The 14,197-nt window shown below is 72.9% G+C and carries 15 protein-coding genes; 5 read left to right on the forward strand and 10 right to left on the reverse strand.

The window, feature by feature from the left end; translation table 11 throughout:
* The 4 genes from FHG89_RS05225 to FHG89_RS05240 form a co-directional block, all read right to left on the reverse strand.
* A partial coding sequence (locus FHG89_RS05225) for a 3-keto-alpha-glucoside-1,2-lyase-like domain-containing protein (RefSeq protein WP_244295178.1) occupies positions 1-667 on the reverse strand: 667 nt, incomplete at its 3' end.
* A 233-nt stretch (positions 668-900) separates the two neighbouring features.
* On the reverse strand, positions 901-2,700 hold the full coding sequence (locus FHG89_RS05230; RefSeq protein ID WP_139583209.1) for a glycoside hydrolase family 15 protein: 1,800 nt from the start codon (positions 2,698-2,700) through the stop codon (positions 901-903).
* A 48-nt stretch (positions 2,701-2,748) separates the two neighbouring features.
* The gene (locus tag FHG89_RS05235) at positions 2,749-3,141 is read right to left on the reverse strand and encodes a cupin domain-containing protein (RefSeq protein WP_139583223.1); all 393 of its coding nucleotides are present in this window, start codon (positions 3,139-3,141) and stop codon (positions 2,749-2,751) included.
* A 247-nt stretch (positions 3,142-3,388) separates the two neighbouring features.
* Positions 3,389-4,276, reverse strand: coding sequence for a sulfotransferase domain-containing protein (locus FHG89_RS05240; RefSeq protein ID WP_139583210.1), 888 nt, complete (start codon positions 4,274-4,276; stop codon positions 3,389-3,391).
* A gap of 91 nt (positions 4,277-4,367) precedes the next feature.
* On the opposite strand from FHG89_RS05240, the gene FHG89_RS05245 reads away from it, so the two are divergent.
* Complete coding sequence (locus tag FHG89_RS05245; protein WP_208760863.1) at positions 4,368-5,450, forward strand: beta family protein; 1,083 nt, start codon at positions 4,368-4,370, stop codon at positions 5,448-5,450.
* A 5-nt stretch (positions 5,451-5,455) separates the two neighbouring features.
* Here FHG89_RS05245 and FHG89_RS05250 read toward each other — a convergent pair whose 3' ends face one another.
* Entirely contained in the window at positions 5,456-5,737 is a 282-nt protein-coding gene (locus FHG89_RS05250) for an adhesin (RefSeq protein WP_139583212.1), read from the reverse strand.
* 192 nt (positions 5,738-5,929) lie between these two features.
* On the reverse strand, positions 5,930-7,003 hold the full coding sequence (locus FHG89_RS05255; RefSeq protein ID WP_139583214.1) for an NAD(P)-binding domain-containing protein: 1,074 nt from the start codon (positions 7,001-7,003) through the stop codon (positions 5,930-5,932).
* A gap of 107 nt (positions 7,004-7,110) precedes the next feature.
* On the opposite strand from FHG89_RS05255, the gene FHG89_RS05260 reads away from it, so the two are divergent.
* A complete protein-coding gene (locus FHG89_RS05260; RefSeq protein WP_139583216.1) occupies positions 7,111-7,827 on the forward strand; it encodes an MIP/aquaporin family protein in 717 nt (238 codons plus the stop codon).
* Positions 7,828-7,893: 66 nt separating this feature from the next.
* Complete coding sequence (gene dacB, locus FHG89_RS05265) at positions 7,894-9,477, forward strand: D-alanyl-D-alanine carboxypeptidase/D-alanyl-D-alanine endopeptidase (protein ID WP_139583217.1); 1,584 nt, start codon at positions 7,894-7,896, stop codon at positions 9,475-9,477.
* A gap of 13 nt (positions 9,478-9,490) precedes the next feature.
* Here dacB and FHG89_RS05270 read toward each other — a convergent pair whose 3' ends face one another.
* The 3 genes from FHG89_RS05270 to FHG89_RS05280 form a co-directional block, all read right to left on the reverse strand.
* Positions 9,491-9,820 (reverse strand): hypothetical protein, encoded by a 330-nt coding sequence (locus tag FHG89_RS05270; RefSeq protein WP_208760864.1) that lies wholly within the window; start codon positions 9,818-9,820, stop codon positions 9,491-9,493.
* Positions 9,821-9,920: 100 nt separating this feature from the next.
* Positions 9,921-10,880 (reverse strand): hypothetical protein, encoded by a 960-nt coding sequence (locus tag FHG89_RS05275; protein ID WP_139583218.1) that lies wholly within the window; start codon positions 10,878-10,880, stop codon positions 9,921-9,923.
* A 186-nt stretch (positions 10,881-11,066) separates the two neighbouring features.
* The gene (locus FHG89_RS05280; protein WP_139583219.1) at positions 11,067-11,660 is read right to left on the reverse strand and encodes a pentapeptide repeat-containing protein; all 594 of its coding nucleotides are present in this window, start codon (positions 11,658-11,660) and stop codon (positions 11,067-11,069) included.
* Positions 11,661-11,741: 81 nt separating this feature from the next.
* Here FHG89_RS05280 and FHG89_RS05285 point away from each other — a divergent pair, with 81 nt between their 5' ends.
* Positions 11,742-12,974 (forward strand): serine hydrolase domain-containing protein, encoded by a 1,233-nt coding sequence (locus FHG89_RS05285; protein ID WP_139583220.1) that lies wholly within the window; start codon positions 11,742-11,744, stop codon positions 12,972-12,974.
* Between the two features lie 53 nt (positions 12,975-13,027).
* Entirely contained in the window at positions 13,028-13,669 is a 642-nt protein-coding gene (locus tag FHG89_RS05290; protein WP_139583221.1) for an NAD(P)-dependent oxidoreductase, read from the forward strand.
* 13 nt (positions 13,670-13,682) lie between these two features.
* On the opposite strand, the gene FHG89_RS05295 is transcribed toward FHG89_RS05290, so the two are convergent.
* Positions 13,683-14,147 carry a PPOX class F420-dependent oxidoreductase gene (locus FHG89_RS05295; protein WP_139583222.1) on the reverse strand — a complete coding sequence of 155 codons (465 nt, stop codon included), beginning with the start codon at positions 14,145-14,147 and terminating at the stop codon, positions 13,683-13,685.
* Positions 14,148-14,197: the final 50 nt, after the last annotated feature.

Below are 14,197 nucleotides of genomic sequence, written 5' to 3' on the forward strand. Positions count from 1 at the left end.
GTGGCGTGGTGGGCGGTGGCGTGGTGGGCGGCGTGGTCGGGGTGCCGCCGCCGGAGGAGTCGACAAGCACGTCGTCGAAGCCGCCGCTGGCGTACGCGGTGACCAGACCGATCCGGCCGGCGCCGGCCAGGCTGTTGCTGCCGGAGGCGATCTGGGTGCCGTTGACGAAGCCGCGGATGGTGCTGCCGCTGGTCTCGATGCGCAGCGTGTACCAGGTGCCGGTGCTGACGCCGAGCGACGCGGAGCCGATCGCGGTGATGCTGCTGCCGTTGACGGCCTGGAGTTCGGCCCGGCCGGAGCCGAGCAGGGCCAGCCGGTACATCTTCGTGCTGCTGGTGGACCGGGCGGCGAGCCCGACCAGGGCGCTGGACGAGCCGAAGCTCACCGGCCGGACCCGGGCCTGCACCGAGTAGTCGGTCCAGCTGGTCTGGCCGGCGAACTGCCTGGCCAGTTCGCTGCCGGCGTTGGACTGGTTGAGCACGCCCGAGCCGACCGTCCAGGTGCCACCGGACTTGGACCAGCCGGAGGTGTCGCCGTCGTTGAAGTCGTCGCTGAACACGGTGGCCGCGAAGGCCGAGGTCATGCCGGCCGCCAGGGCCGCCACGGTCACGCCGGCGCCCACCGCCAGCAGCAGTGGTCGTCGGCCGGGGAGTCGTCTCTCCTGCACAGGTGTCCTCCTTGACGCGTGTGGTGGCGATCCCCTGGGCACGTGTGCCGGCGCGGCGTGCTGTCGTGACCTGGGATCGGTGTGCCCCCGTCGGATGCCCGGGCCCGAAGCGGGGTGAAGCGGGATCAAAGCCGTGGGAAAGGGCTTTCCCGCTCCTTCGAGGCTAGGACTGTCCAACTACCAGCGTCAATGCCTGGGGTTTGCAGGTCTGTTGCAGGATTCCGACCGGCCGCTCAGTAGCTGTCCGGCTCGGTCAACCGCCAGGCCGCATTGATCAACCCGATGTGCGACAGCGCCTGCGGGGTGTTGCCGAGCTGCGCACCGGTGGTCAGGTCGATCTGCTCACTGAACAGGCCCACGTCGTTGGAGTACCCCGCCACGCGCTCGAACAGCTCCTCGGCCCGCCGCAGCTCACCCGCCATCGCCAGGCACTCCACCAGCCAGAACGAACACAGCAGGAACCCGGCGGGATCCGTCGTCCACCGCCGCAGCAGCCCGTCGTCGGTGCCCAGCTCCCGCTCCACCATGGCGATTGTCGACCGCATCCGTGGATCGCTCGCCGGCAGAAAGTGCGCCACCGGAAGGGCGAGCACCGAGGCGTCCAGCTCCGCCGACCCGAACGCGCCGGTGAACGCGCCGATCCGGTCGTTCCACCCCTCGCGCAGCACCGTCTCGCGGATCTCGTCCCGCACGACGGCCCAGCGACGCTTGTCGGCCCGTTCGCCGAGCCGGTCGGCGAGCCCGACCGCCCGGTCCATCGTCGTCCAACAGGACACCTTCGACGAGAGGTAGTGCCGGTCCTCGTCCCGGGTCTCCCAGATACCCCGGTCCGGCAGGTGCCACGTCGCGGCCACCTGTTCGGTCAACCCGAGCACCATCTCCCGCAACTCGTCGTCGAACGTCTCACCGAGGTAGTCGCGCAGCCGCCACACCGCCCCGATCACCTCACCCGGCACGTCGAGCTGCCGCTGCCGCCACGCGTCGTTGCCGACCCGGACCGGTCGACTGTCGTGGTACCCGCGCAGGTGGTCGCAGTGATGCTCGGACAGGTCCCGCTCGCCCTCCACACCGAAGAGCACAGGTATCGGCTCGTCGCCGAACCGGCCGATCGACCGGGCCGCCCAGGCGAACAACCGCGACGCCTCGTCGGGACACGCCGCCACCCAGAGGGCGCGCATGGTCAGCGAGAAGTCCCGCAGCCACGAGTAGCGGTAGTCGTAGTTGCGGTCGCCGCCGATCCGCTCCGGCAACGAGGACGTCAACGCCGCCACCACCGCGCCGCTGCGGGCGTACGTGAGGCCGGTCAGGACCGTCGCGCTGTGCCGGACCAGCTTCGCGTACCGGCCGGAGTAGCTGTGCGTCTCCCGGTACCCCTCCCACGCCCGCGTCGTCGCGGCGAGGGTGACCAGCGGGTCCAGGCGAGCGGGCGGATCGCCGTACGCCTCCCCGAACGCCACGTCCATCCCGACCACCTGGCCGGCGGAGACCTCGAACTCGTGCGCCACCCGGTCCCGGCCGGCCCGCAACCGCAGACCGCTGGCCCGCAGCATCAGCGTCACCGGGCCCCCGCTGGCCAGGACCCCACCGTCCGGCTGCTCGTGCAGATACGGCGTGAGCAGGCCGTTCTCCGGGCGGGGCACGAAGTCCAACGCCATCCGGACCCGCCCGGACAGCCCCTCGACCACGCGGATCAGCACGGCCGGCGAGTTCATGCCCAACTGATGGGCGCGGGCGCCGATCTCGGCCGCGAGCGCGTCGGTGACCGCCACACTGCCGTGCGGCGTGTGGTGCACCGTCCGCAGCACGAGCGTGTCCGGCCGGTACGCGCGCTCCACCCGGTACCCCGGGCCGCCCACACCGACCGGCGCCACCCGGAAGTGCCCGGCGCGCGGGTCGATCAGCCGCCCGAACACGGCGGACCCGTCGAACCGCGACGGGCACCACCAGTCGATCGAGCCGTCCCTGCCGACCAGCGCGCCGGAGCGGGAGTCCGAGAGGAATCCGTAGTCGGAGATCGGCGGCTGCTGCTCCACCCGCCGCGGGTACCCGGATCGGCCCCGATCAGGCCGCCGCCCGGAGCGTCACTCGGTCGGCGGCTCGTCCTCGCCTGCGGCCTCGGCCGCGTCGGCCTCCTCCTTGGTGTGGTGGACGGCCTGGTCGGCGTGCTCCGGCGGCCCGTAGACGGTGTACAGCACAAGCGGGTTGGGGCCGGTGTTGACGAAGTTGTGCTTCGTGCCGGCCGGTACCACGACCAGGTCGCCGGAGACGACCTCCCGCTTCTCGCCGGCCACCCGGGCCTCGCCGGTGCCGCTGACGAAGGTCAGGATCTGGTCGATGCCCTCGTGCACCTCCTCGCCGATCTCCCCGCCCGGCGGGATGGTCATGATGACCAGCTGGGTGTGCTCACCGGTCCACAGCACCCGCCGGAAGTCGGGGCTCTTCTCAGCGACGGTCGCGATCGTGAAATGCTCCATGCCCGCGCTCATACCCCGATCCGAGGCCCGCCACGCCGGGACTCGCAGATGGTGGAATTACCCACGGTTGGCAGGTTTGGATCCGAGCCGGCCGGGGATCGACAACGCTGACCGGCGCGAGCGGCCGGTCGAGCCAGGTCCCCGCCGGCGTACCGCCGAACGGCTGCGGTGGTGGGAGACGGCCAGAGCGCGGCGACGTTCCGACCTTTGTCGAAGCGGCGCCGCGCGCTCGTTGCGGCGCGGCGGCTCAGCGGTGCAGCCAGGTGAGCAGGTCGGGCGGGGCCAGAGCGGCCGTGCGCTTGTGGTAGCGGGCCAGCCCGGACTCGTCGAGCAGATGTCGCCCCTGCCCCGAGCGGCCCTGCCGGAAGAACGCCCGGCGGTCGCGCAGTACGCCGAGCGTGTCCGGGGCGAGTTGGTCGGCACGCTCGCGCATCCGGCCGAACGTGGCCGCCTCCACCAGCTCGGGCCACCGTTCGGCGGGCACCTCCAGACCCCACCGACCCGCGAGCCGCCGCATCTCGCCCCCCAGATCGGCCAGCAGGTCGTCGTAGTGCACCAGTTCGACGTTCGGCTCGTGCCGCCGGGCCCAGGCGTCGCTCAGATGCAGGAGCACGCCGGGCAGCGAATCCAGCTCCGCGCGCGGGTCCGTCTCCCGGTCGATCCAGCTCGCCAGCCACTGCTCGACCGGTCGGCGCTCCCCCGCCGGCCCGACGGGCGCCCCCTGGCCGGTCAGCTCGGCCAGTCGCGCCCGGTCCAGGTTGCCCACCTGGTGATAGAGGGAGACCGCCATGTCCAACGGGTGCCGTGCCACCACCACGTAGTGCACCCGCGGGTCCAGCGGTACGCCGTCCAGCGGGGTGTGGGTCTTGATGAAGCGCCGGTGCGGTTGCGCCGCCAACCGGCGGCACACCACGTCCCGGGGCTCGGCCAGCCAGTCCAGCCACGGGGACAGGTGGTTCAGCGGCGCCGGCAACTCCGGGGTGCCCAGCACCAGCAGGGCGCAGATCATCTGCATCCATGTCGTACCGCTCTTGGACCGGGTGCTGATCACGATGTCACCGGCCCGGAACGGGAAGCCGGTCCACCGGCCGCTGTCCTCGTCGTCGGATCGGTAGCGATGGGGTGGCGTGGGCATCGCGCGAGCGTAGTCGCCGACCCGACAGCGAGGCAGCCGGTTTCCGCCTCGACGACCTGGGACACATGCGCATGCCTGGCTAGATTGAAGTATGAGGCCCGCCCACGGGGGCCGCGCGGCGGAACCGGTCTACCGCCCCATCCTCGCCGGCCGACGCGGCGAACTGGAGGCGTTGAACCACCTCGACCCCGCGGCGGTCCCGCTGCTCGCCCCGATCCTGGAGGTCGGCGCGGCGGACCGATCCACGATCGACGTACTGCGCCGGTTGCCCGCCGGACTCCTGACGGCTGTCGACACCACCGCCCTGCCCGAGGGCCCGGGCACCGACGTGCTGCGTTGGGGCGTACCCCTGGTGCCGGTGGTGGGGCTCGCGGAGAGCGACAGGCGGCTGGCCGCGCACGGCGCGGCGGCGCGGGCGTACGGCCGGCGGGCGGTGGTCCGGCTCCGGGCCGGACGGGACCGGGCCGGGCCGGACGCGAGCACCACCGCCGTGGAGCGGATCTGGCGGTGCACCGGGCTGGCGCCGGAAGAGTGCGACCTGCTGGTGGACGCGGCGGACGTGTGCTGCCGGGCGGACGTGCGCCTCGCCGAGCCCCGGGTACGACGGCTGCTGGAGTGGGCACGCCGGCACGCCTGGCGGTCGGTGACGGTGGCGGCGGGCGCGATGCCGCCGACGCTGGCCCGGCTGCCCACCGACGAGCCGGTCCGACTGGACCGCTGGGACTGGCAGCTCTGGCAGCGGCTGGGCGACGCCGGGGTGGGTTACGGCGACTACGGAGTCGGGCCGGCCGTGCCGGGCACCGGCGGCCCCGACGACCGGCTGCCCACGGTGCGGTACACCGCCGACGGCGACTGGTGGGTCTACCGCTGGTCGCGGCGGGGTGGGCGGGGTGACGAGCGGTTCGCCGACCTGTGCCGCACGTTGGTGTCGGCGCCGCACTGGCCGGACACCGGCGCGGCCTTCTCCTGGGGCGACCACGAGTTGCTGCGCCGGGCCCGACGGGGAGCCGGCGCGGGGTCGGCCGCCAACTGGGCGGCGTGGAGCACGTCGCACCACCTGGCGCACGTGCTTACCGCCCTGCGCCGCCCGGCCGGTGACACCGGGTGGCAGACCCGGCCGGGAGCACCGCAGCGGGGCCGTCCGCGGGGCGGCACAGCCCGCCGGGCGGGCTGAGCGGGCTACTGCCGCTCGGTGAAGCCGAACTGGATGATGCCCTCGTCGTCGACGGTGGCGTCCACGGAGGCGTCGCCGAGCAGTTCGGCGGCGTCCGCGTCGAGGAAGATCCGGGCACCCTGGTTGTCGACCACCCGGTCGCCCTGCTCCGGCTCGGGCACCAGTTCCACGGTGAGCGAGCCGGCCTCGGCGTCGGCGGCGATCCGCACGCCACCGTCCTCGGCGACGTCCTGCTGGTTGGCGAGGTCCCGGATGACGAGCACGGCATTGTCGGTCATGGTGAGCATTGGGAACTCCTCGTGGATTCTCGGCTCGCGGTCGGTTACCGCGCAGACCGGACAGCGGCCCGCGTACGAGCACACGTGGGAGGCGACATGCAGGGCGAACGTCGTCGCCGTCGCATCGCGTCGGGGGCAGCTGAGAGGCCCCGTCCTGGCCAACGGTGCCCGCTGCCGGGCGATCCGTCAAATAGAGCGGGGTCAGTCGAGTGCGGCGGCGGGGGCGAGCAACGCGCGGATCTCGCTGACCGCCGCGCGGCCGGCCCGGTTGGCGCCGATGGTGCTGGCCGAGGGGCCGTACCCGACGAGATGGATGCGCTGGTCGGCGACCACGCGGGTGCCGTCCATGGTGATCCCGCCGCCCGGCGCGCGTAGTCCCAGCGGCGCGAGGTGGTCCAGGGCCGCGCGGAATCCGGTGCACCAGAGGATCACGTCCGCCGGCACGGACCGGCCGTCGGACCAGGCGACCCCGTCGGGTGTGATCCGGTCGAACATGGGTAGCCGGTGCAGGACGCCGCGCTCGCGCAGCCGGCGTACCTCCGGGGTGACCGGCAGCCCGGTCACGCCCACCACACTGCCCGGTGGGCGACCGGCGCGGACCGCCTCGTCCACCCGGGCCACCGCCGCGCGGCCGAGTTCGGGGCCGAACTCCTCCTCCCGGAACAGCGGCGGCCGGCGGGTCACCCAGGTGGTGGCCGCCGCGACTGTGGAGACCTCGCCGAGCAGCTGCACGGCGGACGTGCCGCCGCCGACCACCACCACCCGCAACCCGGCGAACTCGTCCGGCCCCCGGTAGTCGGCCGTGTGCAGCTGTCGGCCGCGAAACGACGACCGGCCCGGGTAGTGCGGCCAGAACGGCCTCGTCCACGTTCCGGTCGCGTTGATCAGCGCCCGGGTCGTCCACCGGTCGTGGTCGGTCTGCACGTCGAGCCGCCCGTCCGGGCGGGAGCGCACCGCCCGGACCCGCACCGGCCGGTGTACCGGCAGGTCGAATGCTCTCTCGTACGCGGCGAAGTAGGCGCTGACCTGCTCGGCTGCCGGACGCCGCGGGTCGGGGGTGGGGAAGGCCATTTCGGGCAGGTCGTGGAAGCCGTGCACCCGGTCGAGGACGAGCGTCGGCCAGCGGTGCTGCCAGGCCCCACCCGGGCCGTCGTCGCCGTCGAGCACGACGAAGCCGCTGCCCGGGGCGAAGCCGGTGCGGCGCAGGTGGTAGGCGGCGCTCAGGCCGGCCTGACCGGCTCCGATCACCACGACGTCGGCGGAGTGGGTGTCCACACGAGGTGCAACCGGGGATGCTTCCGCGCTCTGCCCGCGCCAGCCGTCGCGTCGATCACAGACGCCGTTTCACGCCCTATTGCCCGAATTGCACCTAGGCTGGGTGGATGGAAGATGCCCGTCGAGCCGCCGCCGAGTTCCTCGGCACCCTGCTGCTGGTGTTCTTCGGTGTCGGCGCCGCCGTCGCGGCACGCGTGCAGGGCGGCGTGGTGGTGGTCGCGCTCGCCTTCGGCTTCGTCATGCTCGCTCTGGTCTACACGATCGGCCCGCTCTCCGGCAGTCACGTCAACCCTGCGGTGACGCTCGGCGTGCTGCTCTCCGGGAAGATCACGGCGGTCGGCGCGGTGGCGTACTGGATCGCCCAGTTCGCCGGCGCCACGGTGGCCAGCTTCGTGCTCTGGGCGCTGACCCGCTGGGGTGACATGGCGGACCAGACCGGCGCGCTGGGCGCCAACGGGTACGGCGCGCACATCAACCGGGGCGGCGCGGCCGTACTGGAACTCGTGCTGACCTTCCTCTTCGTCCTGGTCGTGCTCGTGGTGACGAGTCGCAGCGAGAATCCGGGCACCGCCGGGGTGGCCATCGGGCTGGCCCTGGCCGCGACCCAACTGGTAGGCGTCACGCTGACCGGCGCCGCGGTCAACCCGGCCCGCGCCTTCGGCCCGGCCGTCTTCGAGGGTGGCGTCGCCCTGCGTCAACTGTGGCTGTTCATCGTCTTCCCGCTGCTCGGCGGGGCGCTCGCCGCACTGGTGGCGCCCCTGGTGATGGGGGCGCAGCGGCACTACTGGGGTGGGCACGACAGGTCCGTCGGGCGGCCGACGTAGCGCGAGCGGCATTAACCTTCACCCGAGGCTCTTCTCCGGCGAATATCTACATGGCAGCATCAGTCCATGCATCGTCGTCTCTTTCCCCGGGCGCTCGCGCTGCTCGCCCTGGTCGCCACCGCGGCCACCGCCGGCGCACCCGGAGCCACCGCCGAGTCGCCCACCCCCGCGACGACCCAACTCCGCGCCACCATCGACACGATCCTCGGCGACACCCGGCTGGATGGCGCGCAGGCCTCAGTCGTCGTGGTCGACACCAGCACCGGGCAGACCCTCTACGACCGCAACGGGGACCGACGCCTGATCCCGGCCTCCAACACCAAGCTGCTGACCTCGACCGCCGCCCTGGCGCTGCTCAGCCCCGGACACCGCTTCACCACCGACGTACGCACCACAGGCAAACGTCGCGCCGGCCTGCTGTCCGGCAATCTCTACCTGCGCGGCGGCGGCGACCCGACCATGCTCGCGGCCGACTACGACGCGCTCGCCGCCCAGGTGGCCGCCGACGGCGTCCGGGTCGTGACCGGCAACCTGGTCGCCGACGACACCCGCTACGACCGCACCCGGCTCGGCCCCGACTGGACCTGGGACGACGAGCCCTACTACTACGCCGCCCAGGTCTCCGCGCTTACCGTCGCGCCGGACACCGACTACGACGCGGGCACCGTGATCGTGCACGCCGGCCCGGCCGGCCGGGCCGGCGCCCCGGCGGTGGTCAGCACCACCCCGCCCACCGGGTACGTCCGGATCGACAACCGCGCCCAGACGGTCGCCGAGGGCGAGACGTCGATCTCGATCGAGCGCGAGCACGGCGGCAACACCGTCGTGGTGACCGGCCAGATCGCGGTCGGCGACGCACCGGCCAGCGACTGGGTGACCGTCTGGGAACCCACCGGCTACGCGGCCGACGTGTTCCGCGCGGCGCTGCACCGGCACGGCGTCCGGGTGCTCGGCCGGACCGTGCTCGGCCAGCCCACCCCGGAGGCGGCCGACCCGGTGGCCCGGCACGCCTCGATGAGCCTGGGCGAGCTGATGACGCCGTTCCTCAAGCTCTCCAACAACGGCCACGCCGAGGTGTTGACCAAGGAGATCGGCCGGGTGCTGTCCGGCGCGGGCACCTGGTCCGCCGGGCTCACCGCGATCAGCGAGTACGTCGCGGACACCGGCATGGACACCGGCACGCTGCGGCAACGCGACGGCTCCGGCCTGTCCCGGCGCAACCTCGTGCCGGCGACCGAGTTCGTCGACCTGCTGGCCGCCGTCCGCGCCGAACCGTGGTTCGGCACCTGGTACGAGGCGCTACCGATCGCCGGGCAGCCCGAGCGGTTCGTGGGTGGCACGTTGCGCAGCCGGATGGCCGGCACCCCGGCGGCGGGTAACGTGCACGCCAAGACCGGCAGCCTGACCGGCGTCTCCGGCCTGTCCGGGTACGTGACAAGCGCCGACGGCCATCTGCTGGCGTTCTCCATCCTGCTCAACAACTACCTGACCGCGTCGGTCAAGGCGCTGGAGGACCAGATCGCGGTGACGCTGGCCGGCTACCGCGAGGGCGCCACGACCGCGGCCCGGATGGCGCCGCCGGCGGTACCGGAGACGCCCCGTACGCCGGAGGGGCTGGAGTGTTCCTGGGTGAAGCCGATCACCTGTTGACCGGGAGCGCGGCTCAGGCCGGGTGATCCGGTCCGGGGACGACCGCCGTGGGGTCGCCGCGTTCGATGAGCGCGGCGATCTCGGCGGCGCGCAGCCCGCGCAACGCCAGCACGCGGGTGCCCCAGCGGTGCAGTCGGCACGGGTGCGGGCTGGCGTCGTTGCGGCAGACCACACCGCCGGACCAGCGCCGGGGCGCGTGCACCACCACCGCCCGCACCGCGAACTGGGCGTCCTCCACAGTGACGTACGGCGGCAGGGGAATGTCGCGGAGCACCTCCCCGGACGCTTCGCGGGCGCCGGACGGGGCGACGGGACGGACGCGGTGGGCGGTACTGCTGCTCATCTGCGCTGCCTCCACACTGGATGGTCGGACGAGGACAGCAGAAAGTTACGACGACATCGACCGTGCGCGACGGACAAACTGTCCCGCGCGCAGCTGTCGGTCAGCGCACGGCCACGGCCTGGAGGCCGACGTTTCCGCAGTGCGGGGTGAAGACCTTATCGACGGTCCAGCTCACCAGCAGCCGGGCACCCTTGGGCAGTTGGAAACGGATGGTGAACTGGGCGCTCTTGCTGGTGTACGGATCCTCCAGCCGCACCGTGCTGGCCGGGCCACCGGTGGACAGCCGCACGTCGAGCCGGCCCCGCGCCATCCACGTCCCGGCGTAGAGCTGGACCGTCCGCGGCTCACCGCTGCCGGCGATCGCGAGGCTGAAACCGTTGCCGGCGCCGCAGGTGTAGACGCCGTTCGAGCTGCCCCGCACCGACCGCTCGGGCGTGCCGTCGCGCCAGCTCACGAGTTCCTGGTTGCCGTCCCAACCGACCCTGGCGCCGCGGCCTCCCGCGTCGACGATCTCCCCGGATCCGCCGCGTTTGCGCACCACCGACGTGCCGCGCAGCCCCCAGTGCATCCAGTCCCGGTGCCCCACGACGGTGAGGTCGATCTCGCCGGGCGCCTCCGTCCGGGTCACCGACAGGGCGGGTGGGACCGACGGAGCCGGCGGCACGGCGGGCGCGCTTACCGACGGGGTCGGGTCGGGCGACGGAGGGCGCTGCCGGGGGCGCAGGCCGGGCGTCGCCGGCCCGGCGTCGCCGGTACGCCCCTCGACGCCGGGGAAGCCGGTTGGCCGGGAGGCCCCGACGGGCACGCCCGAACGACCCGCCAGGTCGTCGCCGGGCTCCGGGCCGTTCCGGGTGCCGAGGTACGCGCCCAGCCCCACGACGCAGGCGAACACGGCCAGCCCCGTCACCGCCCAGCGCCGACGCCGGTAGCTGTCGGCGAGTCGGCGTAACGCGATGCGCGGCTGCCCGGCGGTGACACCGGGCCGTCGATGCGACACCGGCACTTCGGACGACCCGCCACCGGCCCGGGAATCCGCCCGCATGCGGTCTTCGTCCGCCACCGACCCTCCACCTCCACCGCCCGGCCACCATCGACCGTCGCGGATCGCACCGTCCACTGTGGGCCGTTTCACGTTTTGCACCGGCGTGGACGACACGCTAGATCCGGACCGGTGGACCTGTCCAGTCCGGAACCGGACGGTATCGGACAACCCGCCGGTCCCGGCCGGCCGCGAACGCCCGTGCCGTCAGCCGATCCGGAAGCCGAGCGCCTGCGTGATCAGCAGCGCCTGTTCGGCGTCGACGATCGCGCCGGCCCGCTCGACGGCCGTCGGGTCGAGCGCCGTCAGATCGCTGCGGCGCAGGTCGGCGCCCCCGAGCCGGGCATGGTGCAGCAGCGCGCCGGAGAGGTCGACGCCGGTCACCGTGGCCCCGGTGAGGTTGGCCCCGGACAGGTCGGCCTCGCGCATCCGTACGTCGGTGAGGTGGACGCCGCGCAGATCCGCACCGGGGAGCGCGACGAAGGACCAGTCGCCGCCGTCCACCCGCAGCGGACGCATGTCGCACTGCGCGAAGGTGCTGCCGACCATTTTGCAGCCGGTGAACTCGGCCTCGAAGAAGTTGCACCGCTTGAAGACGCAGCGGGTGAAGGCCGAGTCGACGTGCCGGGAGGCGTTGAACCGCACGTTGCCGAACGTGCAGCCGGTGAACACCGCGCCCCGGCTCACCGCCTCGGTCAGGTCCACCTGGAAGAACTCACAGCCCACGAAGTGCCGGTCGGCCAGCTCCTCGCCGTACCAGTCCTCGTGGCGGTAGGTAACGTCCTCGGTCAACTCCGGCATCCGGTCAGGCTAGTGCCGGCCACCGACGTCGGGGTGGGCCGCCCTTCCGACACCGGCATACCGGCTAGTAGGTTCGGCGACGTGAGTGTCGTTCGGAGCAAGGACCCGGACCAGATCGGTTTCGACCCGGCGCGGTTGGCGCGGATCGACGAGCACTTCGGCAGGTACGTCGACGACGGCCGGCTGGCCGGCTGGCAGGTGGTGGTCACCCGACGCGGTGAGGTGGCGCACTCCTCGACGTACGGGCTGCGGGACACCGAGTCGGGCGCCCCGGTCGAGGCCGACACGCTCTGGCGGATCTACTCGATGACCAAGCCGGTCACCTCGGTCGCGGCCATGATGCTGTGGGAGGAGGGCCGCTTCGAGCTGACCGACGAGATCAGCCGCTGGCTGCCGGAGTTCGCCGACCTGCGGGTCTACTCCAAGGGCTCGACGCTCAAGCCGTACACGGTGCCGGCGGTCGAGCCGATCCGGGTCTGGCACCTGCTCACCCACACCGCCGGCCTGACGTACGGCTTCATGCAGACCTCGGTGGTCGACGGGCTGTACCGGGCCGCCGGCTACGACCTGTACCCGCCGGCGGACGTCGACCTGGCCGGCGCCTGCGCGGCGTTCGGCGAGCTGCCGCTGCTGTTCCAGCCCGGCACCGCGTGGGGCTACTCGGTCGCCACCGACGTGCTCGGCCGACTCGTCGAGGTGGTCTCCGGGCAGAGCCTCGACGCGTTCTTCGCCGACCGGATCTTCGGCCCGCTCGGGATGACCGACACCCGGTGGTGGGTGGAGGGCGACGAGGCCGAGCGGCTGGCCGCGCTCTACGTACCGGACCCGCGCAGCGGCCCGGCCGTCCGGTACGACCGGCTCGGCACTCTCGCGTACCGCAAGCCCAACCTGCTCTCCGGTGGCGGCGGCCTGATCTCCAGCGCCGCCGACTACCACCGCTTCACGCAGATGCTGCTGCGCGGCGGCGAGCTGGACGGGATCCGCCTGCTCGGGCCGCGCACGGTGCGGTTCATGACCCGTAACCACCTGCCCGAGGGTCAGGACCTCGGCACCCTGTCCACCGGCGGTTTCGCCGAGAGCACCTTCGACGGGATCGGCTTCGGTCTCGGCTTCGCGGTGGTCGACGACCCGATCCCCAGCCGGGTGCCGAGCAGCGTCGGCGAGTACTACTGGGGTGGGGTGGCGAGCACCGCGTTCTGGGTGGACCCGGCCGAGGAGATCACCGCGCTGCTGTTCACCCAGCTGATGCCGTCGAGCACCTACCCGCTGCGCTCCCAGTTGCGCCAGCTCGTCTACGCCGCCCTGGTCGACTGACCGGGATCGCCGTTCCGCCGATGGGTGCCGCGTCCGGTCCCTAGCCTGGGGTGGTGAGCACCATCGTCGTGTTTGGCGCGGGCGGGACCGCCGGGTCGCGGATCACCGCCGAGGCGGTCAACCGGGGGCACCTGGTGATCGCCGCCGTGCGTCGCCCGGAGGCCACCTCGTACCTGCCGGACGGCGTGCGGACGGTCACCGGCGACGCCACGAGCGAGCGGAGTGTCCGGGAGGTGGCGCCGGACGCGGACGCGCTTGTGGTGGCGATCGGCGGCGGCGGGCGCGAGCTGTGGCGCACCGCGGCGCAGACACTGGTGACCACGCTGCGTCAGATGCCGGCCGCGCCGCGGATCATCCACCTGGGCGGCGGCTCGACGCTGCTCACCCCGCGCGGCACCCGCTACCTCGACGAGCCGGACTTCCCGGCGCAGTACCGGGACGCGGCGCTGGGCCAGGCCGACGCGCTGGACTACTACCGCACCTCGGCCGACGGGGTGACCTGGACGTACGTATCGCCACCGCCGCTGGAGTTCCACCCCGGCGAGCGCACCGGGCACTACCGCACCGGCGGCGACGAGCCGGTCACCGACGAGCAGGGCCGCTCGGTGCTGACGTACGAGGATATGGCCGTGGCGATCGTCGACGAGATCGAACAGCCCCGGCACCGGAACACGCGCTTCACCGCCGCGTACTGAGTCGAGCGGACGGTCAGTCGGCGAGGCGGGCGGGGAAGCCGCCGGTGGCGATCGGCCCCCAGGCGTCGATGGTGACCCGGATCAGCGACTTGCCCTGGCGCACCATGGCGGCCCGGTAGTCGTCCCAGTCCGGGTGCTCGCCGGAGATGCTGCGGAAGTACTCGACGAGCGGCTCCAGCGCGTCGGGCAGGTCCAGCACCTCGGCGGTGCCGTCGATCTGCACCCAGGGGCCGTTCCAGTCGTCGCTGAGCACGCACGCCGACACCCGCGGGTCGCGGCGGATGTTCGTCACCTTGGCCCGCTCGGGGTAGGTGGAGACGACCAGCCGACCCTGCCCGTCGATGCCGGCGGAGACCGGGGAGGACTGCGGGCGGCCGTCGGGTCGGGTGGTCATCAGCACGACGCGGTGTCGCGGCCGGAGGAAGTCGAGCAGGGTGTCCCGGTCGACCCGGGTGTTCTTCGCGATGCTGCGCGCCATCCCCCGTTCCTACCAGGGTGCCGGCGACGCGGGGGCGGCGGGTCAGCGGG

The sequence above is a fragment of the Micromonospora orduensis genome, assembly GCF_006228125.1.
GTDB lineage: Bacteria > Actinomycetota > Actinomycetes > Mycobacteriales > Micromonosporaceae > Micromonospora > Micromonospora orduensis.

What these genes read in the sequence shown, in the direction of transcription:
- FHG89_RS05235 (WP_139583223.1), bottom strand. Translation starts at nt 3,141, where the DNA reads ATGGAGCATTTCACGATCGCGACCGTCGCTGAGAAGAGCCCCGACTTC.
- FHG89_RS05240 (WP_139583210.1), bottom strand. Translation starts at nt 4,276, where the DNA reads ATGCCCACGCCACCCCATCGCTACCGATCCGACGACGAGGACAGCGGC.
- FHG89_RS05245 (WP_208760863.1), top strand. Translation starts at nt 4,368, where the DNA reads ATGAGGCCCGCCCACGGGGGCCGCGCGGCGGAACCGGTCTACCGCCCC.
- FHG89_RS05250 (WP_139583212.1), bottom strand. Translation starts at nt 5,737, where the DNA reads ATGCTCACCATGACCGACAATGCCGTGCTCGTCATCCGGGACCTCGCC.
- FHG89_RS05260 (WP_139583216.1), top strand. Translation starts at nt 7,111, where the DNA reads ATGGAAGATGCCCGTCGAGCCGCCGCCGAGTTCCTCGGCACCCTGCTG.
- dacB (WP_139583217.1), top strand. Translation starts at nt 7,894, where the DNA reads ATGCATCGTCGTCTCTTTCCCCGGGCGCTCGCGCTGCTCGCCCTGGTC.
- FHG89_RS05270 (WP_208760864.1), bottom strand. Translation starts at nt 9,820, where the DNA reads ATGAGCAGCAGTACCGCCCACCGCGTCCGTCCCGTCGCCCCGTCCGGC.
- FHG89_RS05280 (WP_139583219.1), bottom strand. Translation starts at nt 11,660, where the DNA reads ATGCCGGAGTTGACCGAGGACGTTACCTACCGCCACGAGGACTGGTAC.
- FHG89_RS05295 (WP_139583222.1), bottom strand. Translation starts at nt 14,147, where the DNA reads ATGGCGCGCAGCATCGCGAAGAACACCCGGGTCGACCGGGACACCCTG.